Annotated in this window: 17 protein-coding genes and 1 tRNA gene; 8 read left to right on the plus strand and 10 right to left on the minus strand. The window is 68.5% G+C overall.

All coding sequences use genetic code 11. The features are described 5' to 3' along the window. Positions 1 to 78 precede the first annotated feature (78 nt). Positions 79 to 1,137, minus strand: coding sequence for an Lrp/AsnC family transcriptional regulator (locus tag ACMGFH_RS07695; RefSeq protein ID WP_415382359.1), 1,059 nt, complete (start codon positions 1,135 to 1,137; stop codon positions 79 to 81). A gap of 97 nt (positions 1,138 to 1,234) precedes the next feature. Beyond that, on the minus strand, positions 1,235 to 1,891 hold the full coding sequence (locus ACMGFH_RS07700; RefSeq protein ID WP_415382360.1) for a hypothetical protein: 657 nt from the start codon (positions 1,889 to 1,891) through the stop codon (positions 1,235 to 1,237). A 114-nt stretch (positions 1,892 to 2,005) separates the two neighbouring features. Between ACMGFH_RS07700 and ACMGFH_RS07705 the strand changes: the two genes are divergently transcribed. Both ACMGFH_RS07705 and ACMGFH_RS07710 read left to right on the plus strand, forming a co-directional pair. Next, positions 2,006 to 2,401 (plus strand): hypothetical protein, encoded by a 396-nt coding sequence (locus ACMGFH_RS07705; RefSeq protein WP_415382361.1) that lies wholly within the window; start codon positions 2,006 to 2,008, stop codon positions 2,399 to 2,401. After that, complete coding sequence (locus ACMGFH_RS07710) at positions 2,398 to 2,661, plus strand: HalOD1 output domain-containing protein (RefSeq protein WP_415382362.1); 264 nt, start codon at positions 2,398 to 2,400, stop codon at positions 2,659 to 2,661. The genes ACMGFH_RS07705 and ACMGFH_RS07710 overlap by 4 nt, the downstream gene beginning before the upstream one ends. A 68-nt stretch (positions 2,662 to 2,729) precedes the next feature. On the opposite strand, the gene glyA is transcribed toward ACMGFH_RS07710, so the two are convergent. Beyond that, positions 2,730 to 4,004: a serine hydroxymethyltransferase gene (glyA, locus tag ACMGFH_RS07715; protein ID WP_415382363.1), complete on the minus strand. Its 1,275-nt coding sequence runs from the start codon at positions 4,002 to 4,004 to the stop codon at positions 2,730 to 2,732. Positions 4,005 to 4,221: 217 nt separating this feature from the next. Here glyA and tbsP point away from each other — a divergent pair, with 217 nt between their 5' ends. The 3 genes from tbsP (at position 4,222) to ACMGFH_RS07730 (ending at position 7,176) form a co-directional block, all read left to right on the plus strand. Continuing rightward, positions 4,222 to 5,040 carry a transcriptional regulator TbsP gene (tbsP, locus tag ACMGFH_RS07720; protein ID WP_415382364.1) on the plus strand — a complete coding sequence of 273 codons (819 nt, stop codon included), beginning with the start codon at positions 4,222 to 4,224 and terminating at the stop codon, positions 5,038 to 5,040. A gap of 40 nt (positions 5,041 to 5,080) precedes the next feature. Then, on the plus strand, positions 5,081 to 6,820 hold the full coding sequence (locus ACMGFH_RS07725) for a YcaO-like family protein (protein WP_415382365.1): 1,740 nt from the start codon (positions 5,081 to 5,083) through the stop codon (positions 6,818 to 6,820). Positions 6,821 to 7,023: 203 nt separating this feature from the next. Next, positions 7,024 to 7,176: a hypothetical protein gene (locus ACMGFH_RS07730; protein ID WP_415382366.1), complete on the plus strand. Its 153-nt coding sequence runs from the start codon at positions 7,024 to 7,026 to the stop codon at positions 7,174 to 7,176. Positions 7,177 to 7,252: 76 nt separating this feature from the next. Here ACMGFH_RS07730 and ACMGFH_RS07735 read toward each other — a convergent pair whose 3' ends face one another. The 5 genes from ACMGFH_RS07735 to ACMGFH_RS07755 form a co-directional block, all read right to left on the minus strand. Next, positions 7,253 to 8,392 carry a DUF63 family protein gene (locus tag ACMGFH_RS07735; RefSeq protein ID WP_415382367.1) on the minus strand — a complete coding sequence of 380 codons (1,140 nt, stop codon included), beginning with the start codon at positions 8,390 to 8,392 and terminating at the stop codon, positions 7,253 to 7,255. 80 nt (positions 8,393 to 8,472) lie between these two features. Then, positions 8,473 to 9,303, minus strand: a complete 831-nt coding sequence (locus ACMGFH_RS07740; RefSeq protein WP_415382368.1) for an inositol monophosphatase family protein — start codon at positions 9,301 to 9,303, stop codon at positions 8,473 to 8,475. 123 nt (positions 9,304 to 9,426) lie between these two features. Continuing rightward, positions 9,427 to 9,753 (minus strand): hypothetical protein, encoded by a 327-nt coding sequence (locus tag ACMGFH_RS07745; RefSeq protein ID WP_415382369.1) that lies wholly within the window; start codon positions 9,751 to 9,753, stop codon positions 9,427 to 9,429. Between the two features lie 102 nt (positions 9,754 to 9,855). Beyond that, a complete protein-coding gene (locus ACMGFH_RS07750) occupies positions 9,856 to 10,056 on the minus strand; it encodes a hypothetical protein (protein WP_415382370.1) in 201 nt (66 codons plus the stop codon). 597 nt (positions 10,057 to 10,653) lie between these two features. After that, positions 10,654 to 10,737, minus strand: a tRNA-Leu gene (locus ACMGFH_RS07755). Between the two features lie 232 nt (positions 10,738 to 10,969). Here ACMGFH_RS07755 and ACMGFH_RS07760 point away from each other — a divergent pair. Together ACMGFH_RS07760 and ACMGFH_RS07765 are read left to right on the plus strand one after the other, a co-directional pair. Continuing rightward, positions 10,970 to 12,091 (plus strand): S1C family serine protease, encoded by a 1,122-nt coding sequence (locus tag ACMGFH_RS07760; RefSeq protein ID WP_415382371.1) that lies wholly within the window; start codon positions 10,970 to 10,972, stop codon positions 12,089 to 12,091. A 179-nt stretch (positions 12,092 to 12,270) separates the two neighbouring features. Next, positions 12,271 to 12,576 (plus strand): hypothetical protein, encoded by a 306-nt coding sequence (locus ACMGFH_RS07765; protein WP_415382373.1) that lies wholly within the window; start codon positions 12,271 to 12,273, stop codon positions 12,574 to 12,576. A gap of 18 nt (positions 12,577 to 12,594) precedes the next feature. On the opposite strand, the gene ACMGFH_RS07770 is transcribed toward ACMGFH_RS07765, so the two are convergent. Beyond that, on the minus strand, positions 12,595 to 13,002 hold the full coding sequence (locus ACMGFH_RS07770; RefSeq protein WP_415382375.1) for an acyl-CoA thioesterase: 408 nt from the start codon (positions 13,000 to 13,002) through the stop codon (positions 12,595 to 12,597). A 156-nt stretch (positions 13,003 to 13,158) separates the two neighbouring features. Between ACMGFH_RS07770 and ACMGFH_RS07775 the strand changes: the two genes are divergently transcribed. After that, positions 13,159 to 13,656: a DUF309 domain-containing protein gene (locus ACMGFH_RS07775; protein WP_415382376.1), complete on the plus strand. Its 498-nt coding sequence runs from the start codon at positions 13,159 to 13,161 to the stop codon at positions 13,654 to 13,656. A gap of 28 nt (positions 13,657 to 13,684) precedes the next feature. On the opposite strand, the gene ACMGFH_RS07780 is transcribed toward ACMGFH_RS07775, so the two are convergent. Further along, positions 13,685 to 14,326 carry an archaellin/type IV pilin N-terminal domain-containing protein gene (locus ACMGFH_RS07780; RefSeq protein ID WP_415382377.1) on the minus strand — a complete coding sequence of 214 codons (642 nt, stop codon included), beginning with the start codon at positions 14,324 to 14,326 and terminating at the stop codon, positions 13,685 to 13,687. Between the last annotated feature and the right edge of the window lie 225 nt (positions 14,327 to 14,551).

Consider the following 14,551-nt stretch of genomic DNA (forward strand, 5'->3'; position numbering starts at 1 on the left):
ACTGGAGTCCTTGCCACTGGCGGTAAGTAAGCGTTCTTCTGGATATGTCCCCGCAACGGACGAACAGAGCGGGCCGATTCAGGCGTCGACGTTCGCGTCCGCCCGCTCCTCGATGCGGATACCCGTCTTCTTGAGGATGCCCGTCGAGAACAGCGTGTCCCAGTCCTCGTCGGTCACGTCCCAGTGTTCGGCCATCTTCTCGCGGACCTGCTCGACGCGGGCCTCGCTCTCCTCCTCGCTGCGGCCGTGGGTCATCGCGAAGAAGTTGTACGGCCAGACGCCCTCGTGGCGAGGCCGCCGGTAACAGTGGGTCACGAAGTCGAACGCGGCGATCTCCGGGCCGACCTCGTCGACCACGTCGTCCGGCACGTCCCAGACGGTCATGCCGTTCTCCGAGTACCCCAGCGAGTAGTGGTTCGGGATGACGCCGACGCGGCGAACCTTCCCCTCCGCGTCGAAGCGCCTGATCGTCGAAAGCACCCACTCCACGTCCTCGTCGAGCGCCTCGGCCACGTCCCGGTAGGGCGTCCGCGTGGTGGGGAGGCCGCCCTGAATCTCGACCACGAGGTCGCGCTCGCGCGGCGTCAGGCCGCCCCGGTCGTCGGGATCCACGTCGGGACCGAGACCCGAGAGGTCGATCCCGCCGTCCACGTCCTCCAGCGGCCCCTCGACGGGGAACTTCGCGCCGACGTGGAACTCCCGCTGTTTCGGGAGATTGTACGTCTCCTGGCCGGTCTCCTCCTCGATCTCCGCCAGCACCTCGTCGACGCGGTCTTCGTCGGCGACGCTCACGACGAACCACATGTTGAGGTGGGGGTGCTCGCGCTCGTAGTTGTGCGCGACTTCGGCGTGTGCGTTCACCTGCTCGGCCACCTCGTCGAAGCGCTCTTCGGGCGCGTGCATCGCGACGAGCGTCGCCGTGCCGCCGATGGCTTCCGCGTTGATCAGCGCGCCGAACCGGGTGAGGACGCCCTCCTCGTCGAGCGCGGCGAGGCGTTCGTGGAGTTCCGCGGCTGTCACGTCCACGTCGTGGTCGCGCAGCGCCGCGGCCGCCGGCTCGTAGGGGTCCGCGACGACCGGGAACCCGCCCTGGAAGGCGTTGAGGAGCGCCCGGTCGACGGCGTCGAGGTCGGTCATACCCGCCTCTCGGGAACGAACCCGTATAAACGGCCCGTCTACGGCAGGACTCCGGACTTAGACCCGGAACTGGACCCCGACCTGGACCGCCGGCCCGTCACGGGCAGTCGCTCGCGTCGAACGACTGCTTCTCCGACCCCTGGTCGACGCCGCTCGTCTCCCCGCTGTCGAGGTTCACGAGCATCGCGCGGCCGCCGTAGCCGTGTGTCTGGTCGTGACCGCGGACGACGACGCACGAGGCGTCGCCGGGAACTTCGATCGTCTCCGAGCGGGTGAACGGCGCCGTCGAGTGGGCGTGCAGCAGTTCGCGTCGCCCCAGTCGGTCGCCCTCGATCGACTCGACCTGCCACCAGTCGGCGTACCCCTCCTCGCCGTCGTCGTCGTGGTAGAGCGTGATCGAAAACCGGTAAGCACCGTTCGTGCGCTCGGACTCGACCGCCGTGACGTTGGCCTCGCGGAGGTCGTAGTCGGTCGCCGTCGAATCGGTGGTCGAGTCTCGGCCGCCGCCCGAAGTCGTTTCCCGTTCGGTCGTCGACGCCGGCGTATCGGTGTCCGTCGCGGTTGATCTGCCGGCCGAACTCCGCTCGTCGCCCCCGTCTCCATCGCCACCCGCTTCGCCGCCGGCGACCGTTCCACCGCCGGTCGCGTCCGGATCGGTACCGGTGTCGTCTGTCGCACAGCCGCCGATGCCAGCGATGGCGAGCGCGCTCGCTCGGAGGACCGTCCGCCTGTCGACAGCGGGGAGATCGGGCATACGAACTACTCCGGCCCGTTCGCGGAAAAACGTGTCTCGGACGGGACAGAGCGATCCACTGGCGCCGCGTCGGGCCGCGGAACCTCTATGCTTCTCGGGACCATGCACCACCGTATGCCGACAGACAGAGATCGGCGCGCGTCGGCGATGATCGAGCGCTGGAACCGCGTGTTCCGCGCGCTCACCGCGGAACCGCGCAGACAGATCGTGGTCGCGCTCATGGAAGCGCCTCCGGAACGAGAGCTCTCACTCCCCGAGGCGGCGAACCCGCCGTATCAGCTCCGCAACCCCGAGACCCTGTACGTCGACCTCGTCCACACGCACCTGCCCGTCCTCGCCGAACACGGCTTCGTCGAGTGGGAGCGGGACCCGCTCGTCGTCGAGCGCGGACCGGCGTTCGAGGAGACCGCGGTCGTCTTCCGCGCGTTGCAGGCGTACGCGGGCGAGATCCCGCCGCAACTGACCCAGGAGTGCCAGCGGCTCGAAGAGCACGCGAGGGGGCAGTCGTGACCGAACCCGACGACGTCACGCTGGAACTCGTCGGCGCGATCGCGACGGTGGAGGGCGTCGAGCCGCACGAGCTCGACTACTCGCTGCACGACTACGTCGCCACCGACGCGGTCCGCGAGATGGCCCGGACGGACACCGACGACTGGGAACTCACGTTCGAAGTGCCCGACCACACGGTGACCGTCGACGGTACCGGCGAGATCCAGATAGACGGCGTGACGGTCCGCGAGAGCGACGCCGTCCAGTCCGACGAGATCTGATAACGGCGACGGTGTACGCGGGAGCGGAAGCAGAAACGGAACCGACGCGGAAACCGAGCTCGCAGCGCTTACTCGAAGACGAGGCCTTCGCTGTCGTCGCCGTAGAGCGGGTACTCCTCGCAGAGGCCCTGGACGATCTCGGCGACTTCGGCCTTGACGTCCTCGTCGTCGGGGTTGTCGATGACCTCGGCGATGCAGTGGCCGACGGTCTCGGTGGCGTCCTCGTCGAAGCCGCGGGTCGTCAGCGCCGGCGTGCCGGCGCGGATGCCCGAGGCGACGAACGGCGAGCGGGTCTCGCCGGGAACCGTGTTGGCGTTGAGGACGATACCGACGTCTTCGAGCGCTTCCTCGGCCTGCTTGCCCGTCACGTCCGGGTGCGAGTCGCGCAAGTCGACGAGCACGAGGTGGTTGTCCGTGCCACCCGAGACCAGCGAGAAGCCGTGTTCCTGCAGGTGGTCTGCCAGCGCCTTCGCGTTCTTGACCGTCTGCTCGGCGTACTCCTCGAAGTGCGGCTGCAGGGCTTCCTGGAACCCGACCGCCTTCCCGGCGATGTTGTGCATCAGGGGGCCGCCCTGCGTGCCGGGGATGATCGCCGAGTCGATGGCGTCGGCGTACTCCTCGTCGGCCATGATGATGCCGCCGCGGCCGGCGCGGATGGTCTTGTGCGTCGAACCCGTGACGAAGTCGGCGACACCCACGGGGGAGTCGTGGACGCCTGCGGCGACGAGGCCCGTGATGTGGGCGATGTCGGCCATGTGGTAGGCGTCGACGTCGTCGGCGATGGCCTGGAACTCGCCCCACTGGACCTCGCGCGGGTACGCGGAGAAGCCCGAGACGATCATGTCGGGGTCGAAGTCCTCGGCCTGGGCGCGGATCTCCTCGAAGTCGAGGCGGCCCGTCTCGGGGTCGACCTCGTACTGCTCGACCTCGTACACCTGACCGGCGAAGTTCTTCGGGTGGCCGTGGCTGAGGTGGCCGCCGTGAGTCAGGTCCAGCGAGAGGATCTTGTCGCCGGGTTCGAGGACGGCCGTGTAGACCGCCATGTTCGCCTGCGAGCCCGAGTGGGGCTGGACGTTGACGTACTCGGCGCCCCACAGTTCCTTCGCGCGGTCGATCGCGGCCTGTTCGACCGTGTCGGCGTGCTCACAGCCGCCGTAGTAGCGCGAACCGGGGTAGCCCTCGGCGTACTTGTTCGTCAGGACCGAGCTCTGTGCCTCCAGTACCGCCTCGCTCACGTGGTTCTCGCTGGCGATCATCGCCAGCGTGTCGCCCTGGCGCTCGACTTCCGCCTCGAGCGCGTCGGCGATCTCCGGGTCCACGTCCCGGACCGTGTCGTAGTTCATCTGTAGTGGACTCTCGGCGGCGGCCCGTCAATAATCTACCTTTTCGGCGAGCGGCGGCCGCGCGCCGACGGTCGCACGCGACCGACGGAACGGTGCTCTCCCGATCGCGCGACGGCGACAGGGCGACGAGACCCGCTCGAACGGGAGCGATAGAGTCGATTCATCGCCGACGGGCGGTAAAATTAAGTGTGATAATTCGAAATACCACAGCTATCAGATGAGTTCGAACTTTCTCGAGGAGGACGTCGGTGCCGTTCTCACTGGCGTCTTTCGGGACAGTAGCGGCCTCGTATACGCGGTCAACCCCACACGGGAGACTCTCACCGAACTGATATTCCGGCTGCACGACGTCGACGACCCACCGACCGTCCGACTGCTCGCGCCGGGCGATCCGATCAAGGACGTGATGGCCGACTTCATCGTCGCCGGCCACGCCGCCGACCTCGTGGCCGCGGACACGCTCGGGTTGCGCGCCCTCGACGACGCGCCGGAGGCGTCGCTGCTCGTGACCGAATCGAGCGTCGTCTCGCTGGTCTCGGCCGACGACCGGGTCGGCGGGCTCACGACGACCGACGAGTCGTTCGTCGAGGCGATGCGCGACCGGTACGCCGCCGAGTGGGACGACGCCGAGGCGTTCTCGCTCCGGACGCCGCCGCTGTCGCGGGTCCGCGAGACGCTCGCCGCCGACATCGGGACCGACACGGCCGAGGACTTCGACGGCCTGCTCGACTCGCTGTCCGTCGCGAAGGGCGACGGCGAGGGGCTCGACGAGGTCGCCATCGCCCTGCTCGTCGCCGCGCGCAACGGCCAGTTGCTCTACGACATGAGCAAGTGGGGTGAGGACGTCGGCCTCGCGAGCAAAGCGACGTTCTCGCGGATGAAGACGCGGCTGGAAGACAGCGGGCTCGTCCAGACCGAGAAGGTGCCCATCGACGTCGGCCGGCCGCGCCTGCGCCTGCGTCCCGGCGACGACGAGATCAGAGAGGCCGACCTCCCCGAGCTGGCCGCGATGGCCCAGGAGCGCCTGGACGAGTGAGTCCCCGGGCTTTTCTACCCGCCGCCGCCTCTGAGCAGGCATGACAGTCGGACTCGTCGGATCAGGCCCGGCCGCCGCGGCCGTCGAGGCGGCCATGGGCGACGTGGACGAACCGGTCGAGCGGGTCGCCGTCGACGATCTTCGACCGGGGACGCGCCTCGGCGTCGTCGTCGGCCAGGCCGGCGCGGCGACCTTCGAGCGGGCGAACGACCGGGCGCGCGAAACGGGCGTCCCCTGGTTCGCCGTCGAACTCGGCGGCGTCGGGAGCGTCCCCGTGGTCGACGCGTCGGTCGCGGGCTTCGACCCGGACGGCGCCTGCTACCGGTGTCTCTCCGCCCGCGTGGAATCGAACGTCGAGGCGGACGCCGACCCGACGGCGGCGCCGTCGGACGCCACGGCCAGGTTCGCCGGCGCCGTCGCTGGCCGCCGCGCCGCCCAGTTCCTCGACCCCTCCGAACCGGACCCCCTCGGCGTCGTCGTCGAACTCCCTCACGCCGAACGCGAGTTCCTACCCGTTCCGGACTGTGGCTGCGGGGAGGGTCGCGACCGCGTGCTCGACAGGGGCTACCTCGACCGCGACGTCGAACGGGCGCTCACCCGCGCCGAAGTGGGTCTCGACGAGCGCGTCGGGATCGTCCAGCAGGTCGGGGAGGCTGAGTCGTACCCCGCGCCCTACTACCTCGCGCAGATCTGCGACACGGGCGCGTTCGCCGACGCGACGGCCTCCCGGCAGGCCGCCGGCGTCGACCCGGGGTGGGACGCCGCGTTCATGAAGGCGCTCGGCGAGGCCTACGAGCGCTACTGCGCTGGCGTCTACCACGCGGCGGAGTTCAAGCGCGCCGCCGCGATGGACCTGGCCGACGCCGTCGCCCCATCGTCGTTCGTCCGTCCGGAAAGCTGGATCGACAGTGGCGAGGAGGGCGTCGACGCGGGCGGCGACCGGGCCGAGCGGCCGTGGGTTCGCGGGACCGACCTGGTGACCGAACAGCCGGTCTCGCTCCCCGCCGAGATCGTCCACTACCCGCCGCCCGAGCGGACGATCCGCCCGGCCATCACCACCGGGCTCGGGCTCGGCAACTCCTCGGTCGAGGCGCTGCTCTCGGGCCTGTACGAGGTGGTGGAGCGCGACGCGACGACGATCGCCTGGTACTCGACGTTCGAGCCGCTCGGTCTCGACGTCGCCGACGACGGCTACGAGCGCCTGGCCGCCCGCGCCGGCGCCGAGGGGCTGGACGCGACCGCGCTCTTGCTCACGCAGGACGTCGACGTGCCCGTCGTCGCCGTCGCGGTGACTCGCGACGAATGGCCGAAACTCGCGCTCGGGACTGCTGCCCACCTCGACGCCGGCCGCGCGGCCAGGAACGCCCTCGCCGAGGCGGTCCAGAACTGGGTCGAACTCGACGGGATGGGCGAGGAGGGGGCCGCCGCGACTGACGGCGCCATCGGCCACTACGCCGACCGGCCGCCCGTCGTCGACGAGTTCGTCAGCCCCGAGACGAGCGTGCCGGCCGACTCCGTGGGTCCGGAGTCGATCCCGGAGGGCGGAGACCACCTCGACGCGGTCCTCGACCGCGTCGTCGCGGCCGGCATGTCGGTCTACGGCGCCCGGACGACCACCCGAGACGTCCAGCGACTGGGCTTCGAGGCCGTCCGCGTCGTCGTTCCCGGTGCCCAGCCGCTCTTCTTCGGCGATCCCTACTTCGGCGAGCGCGCCGGGACCGTCCCCCAGGATCTGGGCTTCGAGCCCGCGCTCGACCGTGATCACCATCCCTATCCCTGACAGGCATCTGTCCACTGGGGGCGCGCGCAGCGACGGCCCACTGTGATCGGGGCCGCCCGACGCCCGTTTTACCGATCGCCCGACGGCCCGTAATTTGGCAAGAAATCGACTAATACGAGGATTTATGCCGTGGGGTGCCGATTGTTCACACGGCATCTGGCGTCGCTTCTGCTCGCCGAAGCGATCCGTCAGAGGAGCGTATCATGGTATCCGAGTTCGACCTCCCGTGTACAGACTGCAATCAGCAACTGGTGCGGACGGAAGTCGCGTCGTCGACGGGCGACGAGTTGACCGTGGCCGAGTGCCCGACCTGCGGGAGCCGCTACTACCCCGAATCGGCGCTCGAAAAGGTCTGACGGCCCGGATTTTTCGGATTCGAACACGAGCCCGTAGCGCCGCGTCCGAGGTGATCGTTCGGCCGGTTCGTCCCGATCAGATCGCGAGCGTGACGCGGAGCATGTCCCGCGTCCCGGGACCGAGACCGACGGCGGCCGCCGCGACGAGCAGCAGGACGGCGTAGCGCGGGCTCTCCTCGAATATCTGCTCGTCGAAGAGCCAGACGATCCCCAGCGCTACCGCGAGTTTCACGAACAGGAACGGCCACGAGGTACCGATCACGGCCGAGATCGATGCGGGCTGTATCGCCTCGGTGATGCCGATGATCGCTCGATTGGCGACGTGTTTCGCGCCGTACGCGTCGATCGGGTGACCGAGTTCGGGGAGCCAGTCGGCCGCGACGACGTTCGCGACGCCGTCTATCGCGTGCGCCCAGAGGATGCCGAGTCCGACCACGCCGGTTCCCCGGTTGATCGCCGGTTCGTACCGGTCGGCCGCGACGTACATCCCGTAGGCGAGCACGGACGCGAGTCCCACGTCGACCACCAGGATCTGCGGGTAGAACTCGGCGTACTCGCGCGTCGCCGCGACGAAGAACAGGTACGCAAGCGTCAGCACGAGGACCGCGATACCGATCCCCGCCAACGCCCTGTACCTGTTTTCGACGACGCCCGCGGATTCGAGGCGCAGGCTCGCCAACAGCGCCCCGAGCGTGATCACGAACACCGTCACGTAGATCACCGGGCTGATGAACAGGACGTTCAGCGGATAGCTGATGATGGGGTCGACTCCGGCGCCCACGGCCGCGTCGGTCACGTCCTCGACGACCCGGACCGCGCCGCCGAACAGCATGAACGGGACCAGCGAGAGGAACAGTCGCTTGTCCTCGCCGACCTCCAGCCGGTCGAGCAGGAAGTAGACGCCGGCGAGCATGAAGACGAGCACGACCATGTAGCCGACCGTGGAGACCGTGCTGTACCCGGTGTACGCCACGACGCCCGTGGCCTCGGCGGCCTGACAGGCCGCTGCGCTCCCGAGCAGTTCGGTCCCCTCGCCGGTATTGACTGCACAGCGCGCGTTCATGGCGTCCGAGTAGATCGGCCCCCAGAAGTACTGCCAGACGAACCGGTCGTACACCAGCTCGGTGGCGACGACTGAGCCGCCGACCAGCGCTGCCAGCGCAGCGACGAACGCCGCGAGCCAGCCCCGCTCGGACAACGCCTGCTCGCTTTCCATGCCCGCATTCCCTCGCGTCTGGCTGTTTAGCCTTCCGGTCCCGTGCGCGCGTCGAGCGCGACCGCCTCCGCAGTGGGCCGTTACCGCGACGCCGCGGCCCGTGCGACCTCACAGACCGCGTCGTGCGCCTCGCCGTTGCTCGCGACGATCCCCTCGCGCTCGGGCGTCCACGGCTCGCCCTCCAGGTCCGTTACCGTCCCGCCGGCCCGCCGAACGAGGTGGATCCCCGCCAGCGAGTCCCACGGGTCCGGCGTGTACGTCGAGAACGCCGCGTCGAGTTCCCCGGCCGCGACGAACGCAAGCGTCGACTGCATGCTCCCGAATCGGCGGAAGTCACCCAGTAGGTCGACCGTCGCCCCCGCGATGGCGCCCAGGCCGGCCCCGCCCCCGCGCTCGAAGCGGCCGACGGACGCTGCCGCGAACGTCTCGGGGTCCCCGCGGTCGCTCACCGCGAGCGCGTTCCCGTTGCGGGTCCCGGTCTCGGCGCCCGCAGCGTACAGGTCCTCCGTCGTCGGTAGGTACGTCGCCGCTGCGACGATATCGCCGTCCGTCACCGCGGAGACGGCCGTCGCCCAGGTCCGATGCCCGCGCGCGAAGTTCGCCGTCCCGTCTATCGGGTCGACGACCCACGCGTCCCCGGTCGTGGGCACCTCCGAGAGGATTTCGACCTCCTCGCCCGGCGTCCCCAGCGGCACGGCGTCTTCCTCGCCCACGACCGCGTCGTTCGGGAACTCCCCGCGGATCGTCGAGACCACCTGCCGCTGGGCGTCCCTGTCGGACTCCGTCACCAGATCGTTCTTGTCCGCTTTCGTCTCGACCGCGAGCTCGCCCCGGAAGGCCTGGCGAGCGACGGCGCCGCCCGCTCTCGCCGCCCGCTCGGCCACCGCCGCTCGTCGATGTGCGTCAGTCACACATCACGATCGGACCGGCGCACAAAAAGCCACTGCGAAACCATCTTTTTGGCGGGGTCGCGCAGCACGACCCCCGGGCCAAATACAGGTGAAAACGCCAACTGCTCGCGACAGGAGCGCGACCTACGAGTCGTGTTCGTCCTCACTGGGACTCGAATCCTCGTCGGAACCCTTCCGCAACTGTCGCACCAGGTTCAGGTGCATGAGATGGAGATGCATCCCGATACCGAACAGCAACAGACCCATCCCGACGAATATCAATGGGAGGAGAACCGCGTCGACGGCACCCGCGACGGTGTCGAGGTTGGCCGGTAGTAACACGCCGACCGCGAGGGCGAACGCACCGAGGATCACTCCGAGGCCGGCCTTGACGAACGTGGAATACCGCCCGACCTGCTCGAGCCGCTCTTCGATCTCCGCCGTGTCCGTGGAATCCTCGTCCGGCGTCATCTGTCCCGAGTCCGGCCGCCAATACCGCCAACTACTGTTTTAGCGAATGGTGTCCTGTTCAATTAGCGCTTCTCTCAAACACGCTTTTTTCGGCGCGGACCGCTACCCCGTCTCCTGCGCTTCGTCGGCCATCTCGATGATTGACTCGGCGATGTCGCGGGCCTCTTCGGGCGTGTACAGCGTCTGGTCGCCCCACGACTGGTCGATGCGCACGTAGCCGTCTCTGGTATCGATGTCGAAGAAGGCGGTGTGTTCCAGCGGTGGCACGTGTAGCGGGCCCTGTGCCGTGTCGTCCGTTGCCATACCGCAATGTCTAGTCCGAAATGTCATAAGCTTGCCCCCGGCTGCCGGATTTCTGGACGTTCCTGTAGGTAGTTGGTTCGTCCGCGAAGGTTTGCGAGGGAAGACCGCTCCGTTCACGGCGCGAACGCCGGTCACTCGAGGCCGACCGATAGCCGGCCTCGCTCCGCGGGCTTCCTGCACTGTTTGCGAGGGGCCGCGTGGGCCACACAGTGCGAGGGAAGGGATTTGAACCACGGAAAGACGGTCGGGCTCACTGCGTTCACGGCTTCGCCGTTCACAACGAGGCTCTCACTACATTCGAGCCTCGCGCCGTTCGCCCGCTGCGACTTTCCTGCTTCGAATCCCTTCGTGCATTCCGTCGCAGCGCGGACTGCGCTGCGCCGGCGTGCGAGGGAAGGGATTTGAACCCTTGGACCACCGGAAGACTCGCTCCGCTCGTCTTCCGAGCCCTCGTTCGCTTCGCTCACGAGGACCCCTACGGGAGCGGATCTTGAGTCCGCCACCGTTTCCAGGCTCGGCTACTCGGACGATAGCGGCCACAGAATGTTGCGAGGGAAGATGCCCCCTGAAGGGGAGATCTTCCGCACTGGGTTGCAGTGCGAGGGAAGGGATTTGAACCCTTGGACCCCTACGGGAGCGGATCTTGAGTCCGCCGCCGTTTCCAGGCTTGGCTACCCTCGCACGCAGATACCGGTTCGGCTGACGCGTTTGAATAGGCTACGGTATCGTCGCCGACGCCGCCGCCTACCGGGAGTACGCCCGGCTTATCGAACCCGGCTGGTCCGTCGGCGCCGGTAACCACCCTCGAACGGTCGCGTAATCGGGGTTTGACCGCGCAAAACAGACTAAACTGTTGCGGGGGTCTTCCGTCCACGGCGGCAACGCCGAGACGATGCACCGAACAACGATAGCGGTGGTATTGACCGCACTGCTCACGGCGACGAGCGTCGGCGGCGCCATGGCGCTCGGCGCACCAGTGGGTGACCTGACACACCAGGAGGGCCAGGCGTCGTCCGCCCAGCAGCAGACCGCCTGTGACTACGAGTCGCTGTTCGACCAGACCGTCGGGTCGGTCGTCGCCGTCCGGACCTCCTCGGGCCAGGGATCCGGGTTCGTCTACGACGTGACCAACGCCACCTCCGAGCTGAACGAGTCCGACACCGTGAACGCGACCACGACGGGGAGCGCGTACATCGTCACGAACGCCCACGTCGTCAGCGGCACGGACACTGTCGAGATACAGTTCGAAGACGGCGAGTACCGGACCGGTACGGTCGTCGGTCGCAGTACGTACTCCGACCTCGCGGTCGTGAACGTCTCCGACGTGCCGGCCTACGCCGAGGGGCTCTCGGTCGACGACGCGGACCCGGACCACGGCGAGAAGGTCGCCGCGCTCGGCAACCCGCTCGGCCTCGAAGAGACCATCACGCACGGCATCGTCAGCGGCGCGAACCGGTCGCTGCCGACCGACCGCGGATTCGCCATCCCCGACGTCGTCCAGACGGACGCCCCGATCAGCCCCGGTAACTCCGGCGGCCCGCTGGTCGCCTGCGACGGCGACGTCGTCGGCGTCAACACCGCCGGCATCGCCCAGCAGGGCGCCGAGAACATCGGCTTCGCCGTCTCCGCGTCCCTCATCGAACGCGTCGTCCCCGAACTCGTCGCCGATGGCGACTTCGAGTACCCCTTCCTCGGCGTGCGGACGACGCCCGTCACGCCCGCGGTCGCCGACGCCAACGACCTCAACCAGACGACCGGTATCATGGTCGTCTCCACCGCCGAGGGCGGACCGACCAGCGGCGTGCTGCAAGGCGCCACGGGCGTCGACGAAACGACGGAACGAAACGTCCCGGTCGGTGGCGACGTGATCCTGGCCGTCGACGGCCAGCAGATCGAGACCGGCGAGGACCTGGGGACTTACCTCGTCCTCGAGACCGAACCCGGCGACACCGTCGAGATGACCGTCCTCCGCGACGGCGACGTCCAGCAGATCGAAGTGACCGTCGGCGAGCGGCCGGACCCGCAGGGGACCTGATCCACCGCTCGCGATACGGACTCTCGCAGTGAGGGCGACCCGCTGTCAGCTACCGCGACGGGGACTGGCGCGCCGCAAACTGCGGCGTGCAGACTGCCGCGAACTCCCGTGGCCCGGACTGCCCCCGCCGGCCCGGTGAGCGGCGAACACCTATCCCCGACGCGGCCGTCTGTTCGCGTATGGACAGCGACGCAGACGCGGCGCGTTCCGCGGACGAGACGGTCCAGGTCTGGCTCGTCGAGCGCACGTATTCCGACGACGAGCAGAACATCATCATTCTCGTGTACGCGACACCCGACGGCGAGCGGTACTTCCGCAAGGAGCGGGCGCTGACGAGCTTCACGAGCGATATCCGCGAGACGACCGCGGCCGTGGACGTCTCGCCGAACAACCTCGGGACCGTCACCGACCCCGAAGAGCGCGAGCGCTACGCCACCGAGGCCGCGCGGATGGCCGAGACCTACGACCCCGACGACCCGGTCTGAAACCGCGACGCCCGCGTCTCAGTCGTCCAGGTCCTCGAACTCGGTGATCCGCTCGCGGAGCTCCGCGGGGATCGGCCGCGATTCGCGCGTCTCGGGGTCGACGAACACCTGCGTGGTCTCCGCTTCGGCGACCAGATCTCCGTCTTGCCCGAGTTCGTACGTCATCGTGAAACTCGACTCGCCGAGGCGCGAGACCGCGACGCCCACGTCGACGGTGGTCATCTCGGTCACCGACGAGCGGAAGTCGATGTTCAGGGAAACGACGACGGCGGAGAACTCGCTGATGTCCTCGAGCCCGAGTACCTCCTCGATGTACGCGACGCGGGCCTGCTCGCAGTAGGTCCCGTAGACGACGTTGTTGACGTGACCGAACGTGTCGAGGTCCCGATAGCGGACGTCGACCGAGTGTTCGAAGGCTGCGTCCATGTCTCCGGTGTGGACGGGGCCGGTGTTAACAGCCGCGGAACCGGACTCCCGGGACCGCGTTCGGGAGATCCCGCTCGGTCCCGCCCCGCAGCGCCCCGCCACGAACCGCCGGGACGACCGACGGGGTTACACGTCGGGCGCCCCGACGATGGAGTGATGGACGAACACACCCGGGACTACGACGTCGGGCCGCCGACGTCCGGTGATCCCGCCGGCTGGCGGGCCGACCGCGGCGCGTCCAACGGGTGGGAACACGGGACCCTCCGGCGCGCCGTCGTCCACGGCGTCGCCCTGTTCAACGCCGGCCAGTACCACGAGTCTCACGACTGCTTCGAGGACGAGTGGTACAACTACGGACGCGGGTCGACCGAGAGCAAGTTCCTCCACGGGATGGTCCAGGTCGCCGCCGGCGCGTACAAGCACTTCGACTTCGAGAACGACGACGGGATGCGCTCGCTCTTTCGCACGGCGCTACAGTACCTCCAGGGCGTCCCCGACGACTACTACGGCGTCGACCTCCGGGAAGTCAGAAACACGCTCGCCGATGCCCTCGACGACCCGTCGGCCCTCCGCGAGTGGCAGATCCCGCTCGACGGCGAGCGACCGGTCGCCGACGACCGCGACTTCGCGTACGCCGAGTCGCTGGAACACTGACGGCCGCGAGCGCGGGCGCCCCCTCGGCTCAGAGCTGCACGGCCTCGTACCCGCTCAGGGTCTCCGGGACGGTGACGGTGGTCTGGGTGGTCGCGCCGGACTTCGTCGACAGTTTGATCCGGACGGTGCTGCCCTCTCCGAGCGGTTCGTCGGTCTGGTCGACGTTTACCGTGCCGTCGCTCGTCGCCATCGTCACGTTCGTCGGGGCCTCGCCGGTGTCGAACGTCAGGATGAACCTGTCGTCGGCGTCGTTGAGAACGGGGAGCGAGTCGTCCGCGTCCTTCAGCGCCGTCGCCCCGAAGTCGGCGTCGCCCGCGTCCACCCGGTAGTGGGTGAGCTGGTAGACGCCGCTCGGGTCGAGCCACTGGACGGTGACGTTCCGGAGGTCGACGTTCCCCGCGCCGGGGTTCGCCTGGACGGTGACGTTCACGCGCCCGATGACCTCTTCGCCGTCGACCGTTCCGACCGCGCCGGACTTCGGGGCGACGTCGATCCGGTCGGTCACCTGATCGCTGGAGGCCTGGCCCGTCTGCGCGGACTTCGTCTGGAGGAACCCGGCCGTGTTGATCAGGACTCCGGCCGCTATCGCCGCGACCAGGACCATCGCGATGAAGACGATGAGCGTTCCGATACCGACCTGTGCCTCGTCGTCGATTCTGCGTTCGAACATCTGTGAGTCACGTTCCGAAACGGTGGCCCGCCTGCCGCTCGACCGACGTGTCCGGCGAACCCCTCGTTGGTACCCGTGCTTTCGAGAACACCCTAATAAACGTGTTCGAGCGGTTATCAACGGTGAGTTCGCCGGGTCCCGACGCCAGTCGGGGCCGTGGCGGAACGGAGCGGGTGAGTCTGCGAGCGGCCCTCGCCGAAACGCGCCAGTCACGGGCGAAAGCGG

Source organism: Halosimplex rarum (assembly GCF_047715405.1).
GTDB lineage: Archaea > Halobacteriota > Halobacteria > Halobacteriales > Haloarculaceae > Halosimplex > Halosimplex rarum.

Excerpts from the sequence above, each read along its gene's own strand:
- ACMGFH_RS07750 (WP_415382370.1), bottom strand. The coding sequence starts at position 10,056 with ATGGCAACGGACGACACGGCACAGGGCCCGCTACACGTGCCACCGCTG.
- ACMGFH_RS07745 (WP_415382369.1), bottom strand. The coding sequence starts at position 9,753 with ATGACGCCGGACGAGGATTCCACGGACACGGCGGAGATCGAAGAGCGG.
- ACMGFH_RS07770 (WP_415382375.1), bottom strand. The coding sequence starts at position 13,002 with ATGGACGCAGCCTTCGAACACTCGGTCGACGTCCGCTATCGGGACCTC.
- ACMGFH_RS07705 (WP_415382361.1), top strand. The coding sequence starts at position 2,006 with ATGCCGACAGACAGAGATCGGCGCGCGTCGGCGATGATCGAGCGCTGG.
- ACMGFH_RS07700 (WP_415382360.1), bottom strand. The coding sequence starts at position 1,891 with ATGCCCGATCTCCCCGCTGTCGACAGGCGGACGGTCCTCCGAGCGAGC.
- tbsP (WP_415382364.1), top strand. The coding sequence starts at position 4,222 with ATGAGTTCGAACTTTCTCGAGGAGGACGTCGGTGCCGTTCTCACTGGC.
- ACMGFH_RS07725 (WP_415382365.1), top strand. The coding sequence starts at position 5,081 with ATGACAGTCGGACTCGTCGGATCAGGCCCGGCCGCCGCGGCCGTCGAG.
- ACMGFH_RS07775 (WP_415382376.1), top strand. The coding sequence starts at position 13,159 with ATGGACGAACACACCCGGGACTACGACGTCGGGCCGCCGACGTCCGGT.
- glyA (WP_415382363.1), bottom strand. The coding sequence starts at position 4,004 with ATGAACTACGACACGGTCCGGGACGTGGACCCGGAGATCGCCGACGCG.
- ACMGFH_RS07765 (WP_415382373.1), top strand. The coding sequence starts at position 12,271 with ATGGACAGCGACGCAGACGCGGCGCGTTCCGCGGACGAGACGGTCCAG.
- ACMGFH_RS07780 (WP_415382377.1), bottom strand. The coding sequence starts at position 14,326 with ATGTTCGAACGCAGAATCGACGACGAGGCACAGGTCGGTATCGGAACG.
- ACMGFH_RS07730 (WP_415382366.1), top strand. The coding sequence starts at position 7,024 with ATGGTATCCGAGTTCGACCTCCCGTGTACAGACTGCAATCAGCAACTG.
- ACMGFH_RS07695 (WP_415382359.1), bottom strand. The coding sequence starts at position 1,137 with ATGACCGACCTCGACGCCGTCGACCGGGCGCTCCTCAACGCCTTCCAG.
- ACMGFH_RS07735 (WP_415382367.1), bottom strand. The coding sequence starts at position 8,392 with ATGGAAAGCGAGCAGGCGTTGTCCGAGCGGGGCTGGCTCGCGGCGTTC.